The sequence below is a fragment of the Pseudomonas sp. R1-6 genome, from assembly GCF_051132115.1.
Taxonomy (GTDB): Bacteria; Pseudomonadota; Gammaproteobacteria; order Pseudomonadales; family Pseudomonadaceae; genus Aquipseudomonas.
The window spans coordinates 3,093,082-3,109,162 of sequence record NZ_CP071662.1 but is presented as its reverse complement, the minus strand read 5'-3'; the positions used below and the strand labels follow the sequence as shown (position 1 = coordinate 3,109,162).

Genomic DNA, 16,081 nt, shown 5'->3' with positions numbered 1-16,081 from the left:
GCCACTCTTGCCGCTATTTAGTGACCATTTCTAAAAATGTTCACCTTGTCGCCACAGCTCCTTCCTCAGGAGCTTGCCAACCACCGCCAAGCGCACGGAATGCCGCGACCGCTGCCCGTGCTGATTCGGTTCGAGCCTGCGCTCGGGCATCGGATGCCTGCAGCAACGTCTCGTCGGCGTTGAACACGTCGATCAGGCTGGCGGTGCCTTTCTGGTAGGCGACGAAGGTCGATTGACGGGCCTGGTTCAAAGACGTTTCGCCTTGGGTGAGGGTGGTCGCCTGGGTTTCGCGATTGACCAACGCGCTAAAGGCGTTTTCGACGTCTTCAGTGGCGCGCAGCACGGACTGGCGATAAGCAGCCAACGCTTCGGCTTCCTCGCCCTTGGCCTCGTCGATCCGGGCGTTGATGCGGCCAAAATCGAAGAGCCTCCAGCGCAGCCCCAGCACGCCCGCCGATTGGCTGGCGCCGCCACTGAACAAGTTACCGCCGGACACCGCCGTGGCGCTGCCGAGCAAGGCGCTGAGGGAGAACTTTGGATAGTACTCGGCGACGGCCTCGCCGATGCGCGCATTGGAGGCCGCAAGGTGACGCTCGGCGACGATCAGGTCTGGCCGGCGACGCAGCAGGTCCGCCGGCGTTCCGGTTGTGGTTATTTGTGGGGCGAGGGGAATGTCGCGGCGCTCGGCCAATAGCGGCCGATGGGTGCCGGGCGGAGTGCCGAGCATGACATCCAAGGCGTTCATCGCGGCATCCAGGCCGGTCTGCAGGACCGGTAACGTTGCCTGGACTTGTGCCAGTTGCCCCTCGGTCTGGCGAACCTGATAGCTGGCGGCGAGGCCTTTGTTGTACAGCAATTGGACTTTTTCCAGCAGGTCTTGCTGCGTCCTGACCTGTCGGTTTGCAATGTCCAGCCGGGCCTGCAGTCCACGAACGGTGATGTAGGTGTCGGCGACCTGCGCGGCGACCGCCAAGCGCGTGGCGACCGCACCGGCCTCGGACGCCTGGTAGTCCGCCAGCGCTGCTTCGCGTCCACGCCGCAGGCCGCCGAAGGCATCTATCTCCCAACTGGCGCCGAGGTTGAGTTCGTAGGAACTTCCGTATCGATCATAGCCAGGCGTTGAATCGAGCACCTGGCCGAGCGGGGTCTCCACCGACTGGTAGGCGCGCGCGGCCTGGCCACTGATATTTCCCGAGGGCAGCAAAGCGGCGTTCGCTGCGCCCAGTCCGGCCCGTGCCTGCATCACGCGCGCCGATGCCTGCGCCAAGTCCAGGTTTTGTTCAAGGGCCTTGGTGACAAACACCGTGAGGTTTGGATCACCAAACGCTTCCCACCAGACAATCGAGTCGGCCCGAACGCTCGCGGACCGCTGTTCGACCAGAGGCTGGCCTACGTAACGACTCGAAAGTGGAACTGCGGGACGATGGTAGTCCGGGCCGACCGCGCAACCTGTCAACAAGCCGGTGCTCAAAAAAAAAGCCAGGGGGCGCAGGGGTGGCATGGAAAATTCCTCGAGTCGATGCGGACTGTGACCATATCATAAGATGGTCACAAGCTGTCAATTGGCTTCCAGGCAGAGCTAACGGACAGTTGTTAAGCGCAACACGGCTTGAAGGCTGACGGTCATAGCGCAAGGATCGTGACGATTGACAGATATGGTCACTCGAATGAGAATGCGCCTTCCATCCTGTCCGCTCATGAAAAGGGACCTTATGCTCCGGCGCCGACCTGTCACCCTTGCCGCTTGCTTGCTGCCTCTCGTCCTGACGGCGTGTGGCGAGTCATCCACCGAGAAAGATCCACGCACGCTTGCGCCCATAGTGAGGGTCGCGCAAGTTTTGGGTTCGCCCGACCGGTCGCGTTCGTTTACCGGCGTGGTCACGGCCAGGGTCCAGAGCGACCTGGGCTTTCGCGTGTCGGGCAAGGTCCTCGAGCGGCTGGTCGACACCGGCCAGACGGTCAAGCGCGGCCAGCCACTGATGCGCCTGGACCCTGTCGACCTGGGGCTGCAAGCGCGAGCACAACAGGAGGCCGTCGCCGCCGCTCGGGCGAGGGCGAAGCAGACCGCCGATGACGAGACTCGTTACCGAGACCTTGTCGCTGCCGGCGCCATTTCCGCCTCGGGCTACGACCAGATCAAGGCCGCCGCCGATACCGCAAGGGCGCAACTCAGCGCGGCCCAGGCCCAGGCTGACGTTGCCCGCAACGCTTCTGGTTATGCCGTGCTGCTCGCCGACGCCGATGGCGTTGTGATGGAAACCCTCGCCGAGCCCGGGCAAGTTGTCGCTCTTGGACAAATCGTGGTTCGACTGGCCCGGGCAGGCCAGCGCGAAGCCGTGGTGCAACTGCCTGAAACCCTGCGGCCGACGTCGGGGTCAGTCGCCCAGGCGACGCTGTACGGCAATGCCAGCGAGGCGGTCAATGCGAAGCTGAGGTTGCTGTCGGATTCCGCCGACCCTGTAACGCGCACCTTCGAGGCGCGTTACGTGTTGGAGGGCGCGCTGGCCAGCGCACCGCTGGGTTCCACGGTCACGCTCCGGGTCGCCGCGGGGCCTCGGACGGAACAGGCACTGCAAGTTCCGATCGCTGCCATTTTCGACTCGGGCAAAGGCAGTGGTGTCTGGGTCATCACGGGCGAACCGGCGACAGTCGCCTGGCGTCCGGTGAAGGTCGTCGGCTTGAGCGACGACGCCGCGCAGGTCTTGGGCGAGCTGAAAATGGGCGAGCAGATCGTTGCGCTCGGCGCCCATCTGCTGCACGAGGGCGAGGCGGTGCGTCTTGCGCAACCGCAAGACGTGAAGGTTGCGGGGAATCGCCCATGAGCTTCAACCTCTCCGCGCTCGCCGTCCGCGAGCGTTCCATCACGGTATTCCTGCTGTTGCTGATCGCCGTTGCGGGTGTCCTCGCTTTTTTCCAGCTCGGCCGCGCGGAAGACCCACCCTTCACGGTAAAGCAACTGACGGTCATCACCGCCTGGCCAGGCGCGACAGCCCAGGAAATGCAAGACCAGGTCGCCGAACCGCTGGAAAAACGCCTGCAAGAATTGAAGTGGTACGACCGCACGGAAACCTATACCCGTCCCGGCCTTGCGTTCACGATGGTGTCGCTGGTCGATCGGACGCCGCCGTCGCAAGTGCAGGAAGAGTTCTACCAGGCGCGCAAGAAGCTGGCTGACGAGGCGATCAAACTGCCGCCCGGGGTTATAGGGCCGATGGTCAATGATGAATTTTCCGACGTGACCTTCGCCTTGTTCGCCCTGAAAGCCAAAGGCGAGCCGCAACGACGGCTGGTGCGTGATGCCGAAGCGCTGCGCCAACAACTGCTGCATGTGCCAGGCGTGAAGAAGATCAATATCATCGGCGAGCAGGCCGAACGGATCTTCGTGTCCTTTTCCCACGATCGCTTGGCGACCCTGGGTGTGTCGCCCCAGGATATTTTTACCGCCCTCAACAGCCAGAACATGCTCACGCCCGCCGGCTCCATCGAAACCGTCGGGCCGCAGGTGTTCCTGCGCCTGGATGGCGCTTTCGACAAGCTGCAGAAGATTCGCGACACGCCGGTCGTGGTACAGGGGCGCTCGCTGAAGCTGTCGGACGTGGCGACTGTCGAGCGTGGCTATGAAGACCCCGCCACGTTCCTGGTGCGCAACGGTGGCGAAGAGGCGTTGTTATTGGGCGTGATCATGCGCGAGGGCTGGAATGGCCTGGACCTGGGCAAGGCCTTGGATACGCAGATCAGCAAGATCAACCAAGACATGCCGCTGGGCATGGCGCTGACCAAGGTTACCGATCAATCGGTCAATATCGACTCGGCGGTCGGCGAGTTCATGGTCAAGTTCTTCGTCGCGCTGCTGGTGGTGATGATTGTCTGTTTCCTCAGCATGGGCTGGCGCGTGGGTGTCGTGGTCGCGGCGGCCGTGCCGTTGACGTTGGCCGTGGTGTTCGTGGTCATGGCCGCCACCGGCAAGAATTTCGACCGAATCACCCTCGGCTCGCTGATCCTCGCGCTCGGTTTGTTGGTGGACGACGCGATCATCGCCATTGAAATGATGGTGGTGAAAATGGAGGAGGGCTACGACCGGATCAAGGCCAGCGCGTATGCCTGGAGCCACACGGCCGCACCGATGTTGTCCGGCACGCTGGTGACCGCCATCGGCTTCATGCCCAACGGCTTCGCGCAATCGACCGCCGGCGAATACACCAGCAACATGTTCTGGATCGTCGGCATCGCGCTGATTGCTTCCTGGGTGGTCGCGGTGGCATTCACACCGTACCTGGGCGTGAAATTGTTGCCCGACATCAAGCAGGTCGAAGGCGGGCACGCGGCCATCTACAACACGCGGCACTACAACCGTTTCCGCCAAGTGCTGACGCGAGTCATCGCGCGCAAATGGTGGGTGGCCGGTACGGTGATCGCGACATTCGTGGTGGCGATCCTCGGCATGGGCCTGGTGAAAAAACAGTTCTTTCCGACCTCGGATCGGCCCGAGGTGCTGGTGGAAGTGCAGATGCCGTACGGCACCTCCATCGAGCAAACCAGCGCCACCACCGCCAGGGTCGAGGCCTGGCTGCAACAACAGGAAGAGGCCCGGATCGTCACCGCCTACATCGGCCAAGGCGCGCCGCGTTTCTACCTGGCGATGGCGCCGGAACTTCCCGATCCGTCATTTGCCAAGATTGTCGTGCTGACGGATAGCCAGCAAGCACGCGAAGCCCTCAAGTTCCGTCTCCGCGAAGCGATCGCCGAGGGGCTGGCTCCCGAGGCGCGGGTGCGGGTCACTCAATTGGTGTTCGGCCCGTATTCACCGTTCCCCGTGGCGTATCGTGTGATGGGCCCTGATTCGACGAAGCTGCGCGAGATCGCCAGTCAGGTCCAGAGCATCATGCAGGCGAGCCCGATGATGAGGACCGTCAACACCGACTGGGGACCCTTGGTGCCGACGCTGCATTTCAATCTCGACCAGGACCGCTTGCAAGCGGTGGGGCTGACGTCCAATGCGGTCGCCCAGCAATTGCAATTCCTGCTCAGCGGCGTGCCGATCACGGCAGTGCGCGAGGACATCCGTTCGGTGCAGGTGATCGGCCGCGCCGCCGGTGACATCCGCCTCGACCCCGCGCGGATCGAAGGTTTCACCCTAGTGGGCGCGACAGGCCAGCGCATTCCGCTGTCCCAGGTCGGCGAGGTGGATGTGCGCATGGAAGATCCGATCCTGCGCCGTCGTGATCGCACGCCGACCATGACGGTGCGCGGCGATATTGCCGAAGGCCTGCAGCCGCCGGACGTCTCCAGCGCGATTATCAAGCAACTGCAACCGGTCATCGACAGGTTGCCCGCCGGCTACCGGATCGAGCAGGCGGGCGCCATCGAGGAGTCGGGCAAGGCCGGCAAGGCCATCGTGCCGCTGGTGCCGATCATGGTCGCCTTGACGTTGCTGATCATCATCCTGCAAATGCGCTCGATCTCGGCGATGATCATGGTGTTCTTGACGGCGCCACTGGGGCTGATCGGCGTCGTGCCGACATTGCTGATCTTCAATCAGCCATTCGGTATCAATGCATTGGTCGGCCTGATCGCCCTGTCGGGCATTCTCATGCGCAATACGCTGATCCTGATCGGACAAATCCATCACAACGCCAACGAAGGGCTGGATCCGTTCCATGCGGTGATCGAGGCCACGGTGCAGCGTGCACGGCCGGTGTTGCTCACGGCACTGGCGGCAATCCTGGCATTCATCCCCCTGACACATTCGGTGTTCTGGGGCACGCTGGCCTACACCCTGATCGGCGGCACGTTCGTCGGCACCATCATGACGCTGGTGTTCCTGCCGGCGATGTATTCCATCTGGTTCAAGATCCGTCCTGATACGAAGAGGGCTCCATGAAAAATCGCGAAGGTCAAAAACGCATCGTCATCACTGGCGTAGGCATCGTCGGCCCGCTGGGCTGCGGGGTGGAAGAGGTCTGGCAGCGCTTGCTGGCCGGGCAATCCGGCATTCGCAACCTGTCCGCCGACGTCACCGACGGGACCGGCGTCGCCGTGGGGGGGCAAGTGCCGACCTTGGAAGAGGACGGTATCGCCGGTTACGACCCGGAGCGCCTCATCGCGCCCAAGGATCGCAAGAAGATGGACCGCTTCATCGAGTTCGCCCTGGTGGCGGCTCACGAAGCCTTGGAGCAGGCGGGCTGGCATCCTGTTGATCCCGTCCATCAGGAGCGGACTGCCACGATCATTTCTTCGGGCGTGGGTGGTTTCGCCACGATTGCCGATGCGGTGCGCACCACCGATGCTCGCGGTCCACGTCGACTGTCGCCGTTCACCGCGCCGGCTTTCCTGGCCAATATGGCGGCCGGGCAGGTGTCCATCCGACATGGTTTCAAAGGGCCGCTAGGTGCACCCGTTACCGCTTGTGCTGCCGGCGTACAAGCCATTGGCGATGCCGCTCGGCTGATCAAGAGTGGCGAGGCGGACATTGCCATCTGCGGTGGCACCGAGGCGGCGATCGACCGCGTGACGTTGGGCTGCTTCGCGGCGGCGCGGGCACTGTCCACGGGATTTGCCGAGCGTCCACAAGAGGCCTCGCGGCCGTTCGATCGGGAGCGCGACGGCTTCGTCATGGCCGAAGGCGCCGGGTTGCTGGTGATCGAGTCGCTGGAACACGCCCTGGCCCGGGGTGCCAAGCCCCTGGCGGAATTGGTGGGGTATGGCACCAGCGCCGATGCCTACCACCTGACCGCAGGCCCGGAAGATGGCAACGGCGCCCGCCGCGCCATGGAGCAGGCGTTGCGCCAGGCAGGTCTCAACCCCAGCGAAGTGCAGCACATCAATGCCCACGCGACGTCCACCCAGGTGGGTGATGCCGGTGAGCTGGCGGCGATCCGCGCGGTTTTTGGCACGAACGGCGGCGCGGGCGCAGGCGTGGCGATCACTTCTACCAAATCAGCCACTGGCCACTTGTTGGGCGCGGCCGGCGGCATCGAAGCGATCTTCACGGTTTTGGCGCTGCGTGATCAGGTCGTGCCGCCGACGCTGAACCTGATGCATCCCGACGAGGCAGCCAACGGCCTCGATCTGGTTGGCCTGAAGGCCCGGAAAATGCCGATCACCCATGCACTGTCGAATGGGTTCGGTTTTGGTGGCGTCAATGCCAGCGTGTTATTCCGTCGTTGGGACGATTGACGCCGCGTCAGCGGCGCAAGCGGAACAGCACCAGCGCGACCAGGCAGGTCAACGCCTGGATCGCACCCAGTGTGGCGATGGGTGAAAAGCTCAGCACGGCGGCGAGCCAGGTGGTCAACGCTGCCGCACCCATGGAGAGAAAACCCAGCAGCGCCGAGGCCATCCCGGCCTCTTTGCCGAAAGGCCCCATGGTGATCGCCGTACCCAACGGATTCGCCAGGCCCATGCCCCAAAGGAACGTCACCATCGACACCGCATACCAGCCAAGCCCCGGGCTAGCTGGCCCCACGATGAGCAAACCACCGCCGATCATGGCGCAGGCAATGCCCAGCAGGGCGGTGTTACCTGGGCCAAAACGTCGGGCCAGGCGAGGAGCGGCCAGGCCGGCGGCGAACACCACAAACACCGTTGATGCGAAATACAGGCCGGCCTGCAGGGACGTCAGGCCGATGCCTTTCATGAGAATGGCCGGGGCAGCGGCGAATGACGCGAACAGACCGCTGAGCAACAGGCTCATCGACAGGGCAGGGAGGATGAAACGCTTGTCCACCATCAGCCTGGCGTAAGCGCGCACCACACTGCCGGTAGAGTGCGGCGCCCGGCGGTCGGCGGGATGGGTTTCGCCAAGATCGCGTACATAGAAGAACGCCAGCACCACGGCGGCCAATCCCACCAGGATAAAGATGGCGCGCCATCCGAGCGTGACGGACAGCACGCTGCCCGCCAAGGGTGAGAAACCTGGCGCCGCGGCCGTGGCGACCATCGTCAATGACAGGGCGCGGGCCAGTGTCTCGCCTTCGAACAGATCCCGTGCGATGGCCCGCGACAGCACCGAGGCCGCGCACACGCCCAACGCCTGAACGACGCGGCCGGCAATCAGTACCTCAAGGGTGGTGGCGAGGCCGCCAATGACGGTGCCGACTATGAACACCGACAGTCCGCCCAGCACCAGTTTCTGCCGTCCATAACGGTCAGCCAACGGCCCGACCACCAATTGGCCCAGGGCAAAAGTGACGAAGTAACTGGAGAGCGTCAGGCCCAGTTCGCGGGCGGTCACGCCGAGGTCATCACCGATCACCGGGAACGCAGGGAGGATGATATTGGTGGAGAGCATGCCGATGGCCGCGAGGCCGGCGAGCAGTGCGACGATTCGGCCGGTCAGGGCTGGGCTCGATGCGAGTGGCTGCGTTTGCACAATCGCTGATGCATCTGCGGTTTTCATGGATCAACCCTCTGGCCGGTTTTGTCTCGCTTATGATGATCGTAATATGACGATCGTCATCTAGGGCGTCAAGGTCAATGGAAAATTTAGGGGGATGGGTGCGATGAGGGGATTCGAGAGGGCTTACAAAAGTTTATACAGCTGAAATGACTCGGTCGACACCTGGCGGCGCCGACCGAGTCAGGGGTATTTACCAGCGGAAGTTGACGGAGGTCACCAACTCGCGCTCGTCGCCGTAGCGGCAGATGGCAAATTCGCAATAAGTGTATTTTTTGTTCGTCACGTTGTTGGCGTTGAGGGCGATGTCCCAGTTCTTGTCGATCTGGTAGCTGGCCATTGCATCGAACAGCGTGTAGGCAGGCATTTGCGAATCGATGCCCGAAGCTTGGGTGGTTCCCTTGTAGCGCGCGCCGCCGCCGATTTTCAGCTGCGGTACGCCGAAACGGGCGAAGTTGTAGTCGGCCCACAGCGCGGCTTGGTGGTAAGGCGTATCTTCGCTGCGCTGACCCACTTCGCTCTGGATTACGCTTTTGGTGATGCGCGCATCGGTGTAGGCGTACGTCGCGATGACCGTCAGTTGAGGCGTGATGTCGGACTTGGCTTCGAGTTCCAGGCCACGGGAGCGCTGCTCGCCAATCTGCTGGGGATTGAGGCCAGCCAGGTCGCGCTTCACGACGTTTTCCTGAGTCAGTTCATAAACCGCTGCGCTCAACAGTGTATTGCTGCCCGGAGGTTGGTAGCGGATGCCGATCTCGTACTGCTTGCCTTCTGTAGGCTTGAACGTCTGGCCAGGCGCGTCGGCCACCGCAACTGGGAAGAATGATTCGCTGTAGCTGATGTAAGGTGCCAGGCCGTTGTCCGCCTGGTACACCAGGCCGGCGCGCCAAGTGGTGGATTCGTCGTTCTGGCTCAGCTTCTCGCCGGTGGCGAAGCCTTTTTGGTCCTGGTCGGCCCAGTCGTGGCGGCCGCCGAGCAACAGGAGCCAGTGATCGTCGAACTTGATCTGGTCTTGCAGGTAGATACCTGTCTGGAAGGTATCGATCTGCGAACCACGGTCGCGGCTCCGGCTCTTGTCCACTATCACCGGCTGACCGTAGTTGTAGTCACCAATATTGATAGAGGTCGAGTTGGCTCGGAAGTTATGCGAGTCGTATGACGCGTCGTAGGTATCGGCACCCACCAGGAAGGTGTTTTCAATCCCGCCAATGTTCCAACGCGTCTCGAAGTTGGTGTCGCTGGCCAACGCCCGGGAGCGCTCCCGCCGATCACTGTACTGACGACCCAAAACGCCCGTGGCGGCTGCTGTATTGACTGGATTCCCTGTCCGAATCTGCATGTATTTCCACTTCACATCCGCTTCGTAGTAACGCAACTTGTTGCTGATACGGGTGTGTTCATCAAACCGGTGTTCGAACTCATAACCGATGGCGGACATCTCGCCGTTCATGTCGTCGTAGTCGGGTTCGCCGATGAAATCGTGGCGGCCGATGGTGAAGGGGCCGTTGCCAACGCCTTTGACCAATTGATAGGGCAGCGGGGCGGAGAAGCGCGTGTCGCTCTTCTGATAGAACGAGAGCAGGGTCAGGGACGTGTCTTCATCAGGGCGCCAGGTCAGGGCCGGGGCGATGTAGAGCTTGTCGTCGTTGACGTAATCCTGCTGGGTGTCGCTGTCGCGCTTGAGCATGGTCAGGCGGTAGGTGAGGACCTCGCTGTCACCGAGCGGGCCGCTGAAGTCGGCGGTCAGTTGCTTGCGATCATGGTTGCCATATTGCAGCCCCAACTCATGCAGCGGGGTTTCGGTCGGGCGCTTGCTGACACCGTTGACGAAGCCGCCTGGCGACAGTTGGCCGTACAGCACCGACGCCGCGCCGCGGATAACTTCCACGCGCTCCAACCCATACGGGTCCTGGACGCCATCGTAGGAGTTGTTTTGCAGGCGCATGCCGTCGCGCAGGGAGCCGCCAGTGGCGGATTCGACGTCGAAGCCGCGAATGCGGAACCGGTCCGAGGTGCGGTTGAAGCTGCTCGGTTGGCTGGTGAAGCCCGGGGTGTAGCTGAGGGCGTCCGCCATGGTGTCGGACTTGCGATCGCGCATTTCATCGGCGGTGACCACGGACACCGATTGCGGCGTTTCAGTGATGGCCGCGTTGGACTTGGTGGCACTGCCGTTGCGCAGGGCGACTTTGCCGGCCAGCGGCGCCGTGGGGTTTTCCACGGCGGCGGCATTGATGTTGATTTCGCCGAGTTGAAGAGGAGCGTTGGCTGCAGCCTCTTCTTGTGCGGCGATCGCCTGTGCTGAAAAGATGCTCCCCAAAGCCAGGGCCAGAGTGCTCAAGTGAAACGCTGGATGACGCGAGACGTAACATTTTTCGGTGCCAACTGTTGTTTTTCTTACGAGCATCGAGGAAGTCCTTGAGGATTGTTATTGATCTTCGCAAGCCTATCGTCCCGGTCCGGCGGCAGGGCAGGCGAGCGAAGTTAGTGTCTACTGGCCATAATCTGACTGTGAATGATAAGGGTTTGCATTAATATTGTCAGGCTTGTAGGGAATTTATTTTAGTTTCGACATATTCTGTGCCGCACTTTTTAGCCTGCGGTGGGTTTTCCGGCGTTGTTACCGGGAAACGAATGCGCGGGATCTGTACGATGGACGATTCGATCAGGCCCTCTTGGGCGGTGGAGGGACGGTCATGCTGAAAGCCAGCAATGTGCGGCTGAGCTATGGCGAGCAACAGATTCTCAACGGTGTCAGCCTGGACATTCCCGAAGGCTGCTTCACGGCGTTGATCGGGGCCAACGGCTGTGGCAAGACCACACTCTTGAATGTGCTGGCACATATGCTGCGCCCAAGCGCGGGTGAGGTGCACCTGTCCGGCAAGGCTCTGGGGCAGTATTCGCGCCGGGCGCTGGCGCAGCGCATGGCGTTGTTGCCCCAGCGCACTACGTCACCGGCCGGCATGAGCGTGCGAGAGCTTGTGATGCAGGGACGTTTCCCCTGGCAGAGCTGGTGGCGGCAATGGTCCGAACAGGATCAGCAGGCAATCGACCGTGCCATCGAACTGGCGGGCATCGCACCGTTGCTCGATCGCTCGTTGGCTACCCTGTCGGGTGGACAACTGCAGCGCTGCTGGATTGCCATGACCTTGGCCCAGGACACCCCAGTGATCCTGTTGGACGAGCCCACGACGTTTCTCGATATCGCTCATCAGATCACCTTGCTCGAACTACTGGTGGATCTGCGCGAGCAAGGCAAGACCGTCGTCGCCGTGCTTCACGATCTCAACCAGGCCGCGCGTTATGCCGATCACCTGGTGATGATGCGTGAAGGCCGCTTGCTGGCCCAGGGCGCGCCCGCTGAAGTCTTTACCCGTGAGAATCTCAAGGCGGTCTTCGACCTGGACGCGCACATCATCACCGACCCTTATTCGGGCGACCCGCTGTGTGTTCCGCAAACCACCCGTAGCCAGCCATCGGCTGTGCGGGAGGCGATGTGAGTCACGGTTTGCGAATACCGGTGTGGCTGGGCCTGCTGGTCGCCATCGCCTTGGCCGCGCTGCTGCACCTGGCGGTTGGCGCCAAGAGCATCCCTTGGAACGAGGCCTGGCAGGCACTGGTGGCGTATGCACCGGACAACGCCGATCAGAGCGTCATCCGTGGCAGCCGCCTGCCACGCTTGCTGGTTGCCATGCTGGTGGGCGCCAGCCTTGGCCTGGCGGGAGTGATCATGCAGGCGGTAGGTGACAACCCCCTGGCCGACCCCGGCATTCTCGGCATCAACAGCGGCGCGGCATTGTTCGTGGTGTTCGGCTTGCTGGTGCTGCCCGGTCACGACCTGTCGATGATCCCATTGTTTGCTTTCAGCGGTGCCCTGGTGGCAGCCATTGGTGTCCTGCTGCTGGCGGGCAGGGGCCATAACCCGATTCGACTGACCTTGTCCGGCGCGATGATCGCGGCGTTGTTCAGCGCCATCACGTCAATCCTGCTGTTGCTCGACCAGCAGGGGCTCGACAGCCTTCGCCGCTGGCTCACCGGGTCGATCGGCGTCACCGGAGGCTCGATGCAGGCATGGGTCTGGCCTTATGTGGTGTTGGGCATGGTCTTGTGCCTGGTCAATGTCCGGGCCTTGAACGCCCATCGGCTCGGTCCGCAGGCCGCGGCCGGCATGGGCGTCAACTTGTTGAAAATGCGCCTGTTCGGGCTGGCTTCCGTGGTGCTGCTGTCAGGATGCGCCGTGGCGCTGGCGGGACCGATCGGTTTTGTCGGGTTGGTGGTGCCCCATGCGGCGCGGCTGTTGTTTGGCGATGATTATCGACGGCTATTGCTGGCCGCGCCGCTGCTCGGCGCGTTGCTGCTGATCCTGGCGGACATTGCCGCACGAACCGTTGTGCGGCCCTTTGAGCTGAACACCGGGATTGTCACGGCACTGATCGGCGGGCCGATTTTCGTCGCGTTGGTGTTGAGGAAAGTCAAATGACGCGCGTTGGGCTGATCTTGCCCAGGGCACTTCCATTACTGCCTTGGGTGGCCCGGCCCATCGACGTGATTTCGGTGCTGGCCCTGATGTTCGCATTGGTTGCCTTATCGTTGTACGCGTTGACTGTCGGCAGTTATTCGTTGGGGGTTGTCCAGGCCTGGCAAGCGCTGTGGGCGCCTGAACAGGTCGACTCGACGACGCGCAATCTGCTTTGGGAATTGCGACTGCCACGTGTGGCCCTGGCGATCCTCGCCGGCATGGCCATGTCGCTGGCCGGCCTGTTGATGCAGTCGTTGACGCGCAATCCGCTGGCGGCGCCGGGGCTGGTGGGCGTGGAGTCGGGCGCCAGTGTGACGATGCTGCTGATCATTGTGCTCTGGCCCACGCTGTTGCCCCTTGAACTCTATCCATTGGCGGCACTGGCGGGCGGGTTGGCCGTGGCATTCTTCGTCGCGCTGCTGTCGTGGCGCCAGGGGATTTCGCCGCTGCGGTTGATCCTTGTCGGCGTTGGGCTCACCGCGATGCTCAGTGCAGTAGCCGATTTACTGATCACCTACGGCAACATCGACCAGGTCGAGTCGGCCCTGATGTGGCTGGGCGGCAGCTTGCACCGGGCCGGTTGGCCGCAGGTTCACAGCCTCGGCACCTGGCTGTTGCTCGCGGGGGTTCCCTTGCTGTTTTTTCACCGTCAATTAAACCTGTTGCAGTTGGGCGAAAAAGTCGCGCTCAGCCGGGGCCTGAACGTCACGGGTGTCATGGCTTTCCTATTGCTGTGCAGTGTCATGCTGACAGCGGCCGCCGTGGCGAACGTCGGCACCATGACTTTCGTCGGGCTGGTGGCGCCGCACCTGGCGCGCCAACTGGCAGGCGATCGCCACGGTGCGCTGATGCCTTTGTCGGCGTTGATGGGGGCATTGCTGGTACTGGCGGGGGACACACTGGGCAGGGGGCTGTTCCCACCGCTGCAATTACCGGCGGGGCTGGTGGTTGCAATTATCGGCGCGCCTTATCTGATCATATTGTTGGCGCGTCAACGCAGTCGCTGAAAACACAGCGGCGCTTATCTTGAAATTATCGGAGGCAAACGCGTGCGGGTAGGGATGAGAGAAGTGTTCAAGAGGTTGTTTGGCATGCTGTGCGTGCCGTTTGCATTGATGTCGATGCACGCTGGCGCGGCCGAAACCAAAGTGTTCGAGAACAGTTTCGGTCGTGTCGAGGTGCCTGTTTCACCCCACTGCATTGTCTCCCTGCACGATTTCAGCCTGACCGATCAGTTGCTCGAATTGGGTATCAAGCCCTGCGGATCGACAGGCAGGAAGAAGCTGTTTTCGGACGTGCTGTTTCGCGGTGCCCAGGAGCGCTTCGACGTGACGGGCATTCAATACATCGGCTCGCACCAATCTCCTGACCTGGAAGCCATCGCCGCCCTGAAGCCTGACCTGATTGTCGGCCTGTCTTATCACGCGGACCTAAAGGAAAAGCTCAGCAAAATCGCACCGGTCGTGCTGCTGCCCTCCCGGGAAAGCGACATCAAGACCTACGCCAGGCAGCTCGCCGAGCTGGTCGGCAAGCAGCAGCGTTACGAAGAAATGCTCCATGAATACGAATGGGTCGTCAGCGAGTTCAAGAAGCGGGTCAAGGACCCTTCGCGGATCACGGTCACGACGCTCGAGGTCTATACCGATGGTTTCCAGTTGATCGGCCGTGGCGGGATGGACGACGTCATCAAGGATTTCGGCCTGGGCCGTGTCGCCGCCTATCGCGAAGCGCGCCAGAACGTGCCCTACAGCCTGGAGCGAATCGGCGACTTCGACAGTGATTTCATTATCGACACATACGAAGAACTGCTCGATTCGGAAGCGAGCACGGCTGCGTTTCGCCAGTCGCCGCAATGGCAGAACCTGTTTGCGGTGAAGAACCGCCAGTTTCTGTACCTGAACCGCAGCCGCTATGCCGATACGATGCAGGGCTTGCTGGGTTCCGCCTACCTGTTGATGTCCCATATCGCTGAGCGGGAGAGCATGCTTCAGGCCAAATGATTTGTGTCGATTGTCATACAAACGTCATTAATGACAATGATTCTCTATTGCAGTTGTTACTCGTTTGTAATAGTTTGTGCTCTCGAAAAAACACGCTCATCGGAATGGCGAGGGATCACAAATGGAAACTGGTTTGGCGCGTGCACAGGTTCAACCCATGGAAGGCGTACCGGGCGACGAGCAGACCTTGCCATTTATCTTCCACGCGCCAGGCGCGGGGGCTGCGTGGCAGGACAGCCGGGCGCAGATCCTGCAAGCAGTCGAGGCGCAGTTACCGCGAGCGGGCGGCATCCTGTTTCGTGGCTTTGTGTTCAATGGCGAAGCGGACTTTGAAGCATTCGCCCGCGGTTTCGGTCATGAACTGCTGACCTACGACTACGCCTCAACGCCGCGCACCAAGCTCAACAACCGGGTCTACACGTCGACCGAGTACCCGGCCCACCAAGTGATCCCTCTACACAACGAGCAGTCCTACTCGCTTAACTGGCCAATGAAAATCTGGTTCCACTGCATGCAGGCCTCTGCGGTGGGCGGTGAAACCCCCATTGCCGACAGCCGCAAGGTCTACCAGCAACTCGACCCCGCCATACGTCAGCGTTTCGCCGAGAAGCGCCTGATGTACGTGCGCAACTATGGCAACGGCCTCGACTTGCCCTGGCAACAGGCGTTCAGCACGGAAGACCGTTCACAAGTCGAACATTTCTGCCGCGCCAACCAGATCCAGTTCCAATGGAAAGAGGACGGCGAGCTGTCCACCCGCCAGATCTGCCAGGCCGTGGCCCAGCACCCGGTGACTGGGGAGTGGGTGTGGTTCAACCAGGCGCATCTGTTCCATATCTCCAATCTCGCCGCACCCGTGCGCGAGACGCTGATTTCCATCGTCGGTGAAGAGGGCGTGCCACGTAACGTTTTCTACGGTGATGGCTCGCCTATCGAGCTTGATGCCCTGGAGCATGTCCGTGCCGTATTGCAGCGCTGCCAGGTGAGCTTTCCCTGGCAAGCCGGTGACGTGCTGATGCTCGACAACATGCTGGTGGCCCATGGCCGTTCGACATTCCAGGGCGCGCGAAAGGTCGTGGTCGCCATGGCCGAGCCTGCTTCCGCGAACTGAGCTAGACGCTCTTGCAGACAGCCGTCACATGGGGCGGCTCATTCAGAACAAGCAAAATG

Annotated in this window: 11 protein-coding genes; 8 read left to right on the top strand and 3 right to left on the bottom strand. The window is 61.9% G+C overall.

Annotation, left to right across the window (positions count from 1 at the left end):
- Positions 1–40: 40 nt before the first annotated feature.
- A complete protein-coding gene (locus J3P81_RS13880; protein ID WP_434559189.1) occupies positions 41–1,501 on the bottom strand; it encodes an efflux transporter outer membrane subunit in 1,461 nt (486 codons plus the stop codon).
- A 211-nt stretch (positions 1,502–1,712) separates the two neighbouring features.
- Between J3P81_RS13880 and J3P81_RS13875 the strand changes: the two genes are divergently transcribed.
- The 3 genes from J3P81_RS13875 to fabF are packed head-to-tail and all read left to right on the top strand — an operon-like array spanning position 1,713 to position 7,176.
- Positions 1,713–2,822 carry an efflux RND transporter periplasmic adaptor subunit gene (locus J3P81_RS13875; RefSeq protein ID WP_434559187.1) on the top strand — a complete coding sequence of 370 codons (1,110 nt, stop codon included), beginning with the start codon at positions 1,713–1,715 and terminating at the stop codon, positions 2,820–2,822.
- Entirely contained in the window at positions 2,819–5,881 is a 3,063-nt protein-coding gene (locus J3P81_RS13870) for an efflux RND transporter permease subunit (RefSeq protein ID WP_434559185.1), read from the top strand. Before J3P81_RS13875 ends, J3P81_RS13870 begins: the two co-directional genes overlap by 4 nt.
- On the top strand, positions 5,878–7,176 hold the full coding sequence (fabF, locus tag J3P81_RS13865) for a beta-ketoacyl-ACP synthase II (protein ID WP_434559183.1): 1,299 nt from the start codon (positions 5,878–5,880) through the stop codon (positions 7,174–7,176). Before J3P81_RS13870 ends, fabF begins: the two co-directional genes overlap by 4 nt.
- 7 nt (positions 7,177–7,183) lie before the next feature.
- Here the strand turns inward: fabF and J3P81_RS13860 are convergent, their stop codons facing one another.
- Positions 7,184–8,398 carry a multidrug effflux MFS transporter gene (locus tag J3P81_RS13860; RefSeq protein WP_434559181.1) on the bottom strand — a complete coding sequence of 405 codons (1,215 nt, stop codon included), beginning with the start codon at positions 8,396–8,398 and terminating at the stop codon, positions 7,184–7,186.
- 190 nt (positions 8,399–8,588) lie between these two features.
- Positions 8,589–10,799, bottom strand: a complete 2,211-nt coding sequence (locus tag J3P81_RS13855) for a TonB-dependent siderophore receptor (protein ID WP_434559179.1) — start codon at positions 10,797–10,799, stop codon at positions 8,589–8,591.
- 289 nt (positions 10,800–11,088) lie between these two features.
- On the opposite strand from J3P81_RS13855, the gene J3P81_RS13850 reads away from it, so the two are divergent.
- From J3P81_RS13850 to J3P81_RS13830, 5 genes are all read left to right on the top strand, one after another.
- Complete coding sequence (locus tag J3P81_RS13850) at positions 11,089–11,892, top strand: ABC transporter ATP-binding protein (RefSeq protein WP_420763715.1); 804 nt, start codon at positions 11,089–11,091, stop codon at positions 11,890–11,892.
- Complete coding sequence (locus tag J3P81_RS13845; RefSeq protein WP_420763716.1) at positions 11,889–12,872, top strand: FecCD family ABC transporter permease; 984 nt, start codon at positions 11,889–11,891, stop codon at positions 12,870–12,872. Before J3P81_RS13850 ends, J3P81_RS13845 begins: the two co-directional genes overlap by 4 nt.
- Positions 12,869–13,918 carry a FecCD family ABC transporter permease gene (locus J3P81_RS13840; RefSeq protein WP_420763717.1) on the top strand — a complete coding sequence of 350 codons (1,050 nt, stop codon included), beginning with the start codon at positions 12,869–12,871 and terminating at the stop codon, positions 13,916–13,918. Before J3P81_RS13845 ends, J3P81_RS13840 begins: the two co-directional genes overlap by 4 nt.
- A 63-nt stretch (positions 13,919–13,981) precedes the next feature.
- Positions 13,982–14,911, top strand: a complete 930-nt coding sequence (locus J3P81_RS13835) for an iron-siderophore ABC transporter substrate-binding protein (protein WP_434559177.1) — start codon at positions 13,982–13,984, stop codon at positions 14,909–14,911.
- Positions 14,912–15,068: 157 nt separating this feature from the next.
- On the top strand, positions 15,069–16,022 hold the full coding sequence (locus J3P81_RS13830; protein ID WP_434564112.1) for a TauD/TfdA family dioxygenase: 954 nt from the start codon (positions 15,069–15,071) through the stop codon (positions 16,020–16,022).
- Positions 16,023–16,081: the final 59 nt, after the last annotated feature.

Bases quoted from the DNA above. Each gene is read 5' to 3' on its own strand.
- J3P81_RS13880 (WP_434559189.1), bottom strand. From the start codon at position 1,501: ATGCCACCCCTGCGCCCCCTGGCTTTTTTTTTGAGCACCGGCTTGTTG.
- J3P81_RS13875 (WP_434559187.1), top strand. From the start codon at position 1,713: ATGCTCCGGCGCCGACCTGTCACCCTTGCCGCTTGCTTGCTGCCTCTC.
- J3P81_RS13870 (WP_434559185.1), top strand. From the start codon at position 2,819: ATGAGCTTCAACCTCTCCGCGCTCGCCGTCCGCGAGCGTTCCATCACG.
- fabF (WP_434559183.1), top strand. From the start codon at position 5,878: ATGAAAAATCGCGAAGGTCAAAAACGCATCGTCATCACTGGCGTAGGC.
- J3P81_RS13860 (WP_434559181.1), bottom strand. From the start codon at position 8,398: ATGAAAACCGCAGATGCATCAGCGATTGTGCAAACGCAGCCACTCGCA.
- J3P81_RS13855 (WP_434559179.1), bottom strand. From the start codon at position 10,799: ATGCTCGTAAGAAAAACAACAGTTGGCACCGAAAAATGTTACGTCTCG.
- J3P81_RS13850 (WP_420763715.1), top strand. From the start codon at position 11,089: ATGCTGAAAGCCAGCAATGTGCGGCTGAGCTATGGCGAGCAACAGATT.
- J3P81_RS13840 (WP_420763717.1), top strand. From the start codon at position 12,869: ATGACGCGCGTTGGGCTGATCTTGCCCAGGGCACTTCCATTACTGCCT.
- J3P81_RS13830 (WP_434564112.1), top strand. From the start codon at position 15,069: ATGGAAGGCGTACCGGGCGACGAGCAGACCTTGCCATTTATCTTCCAC.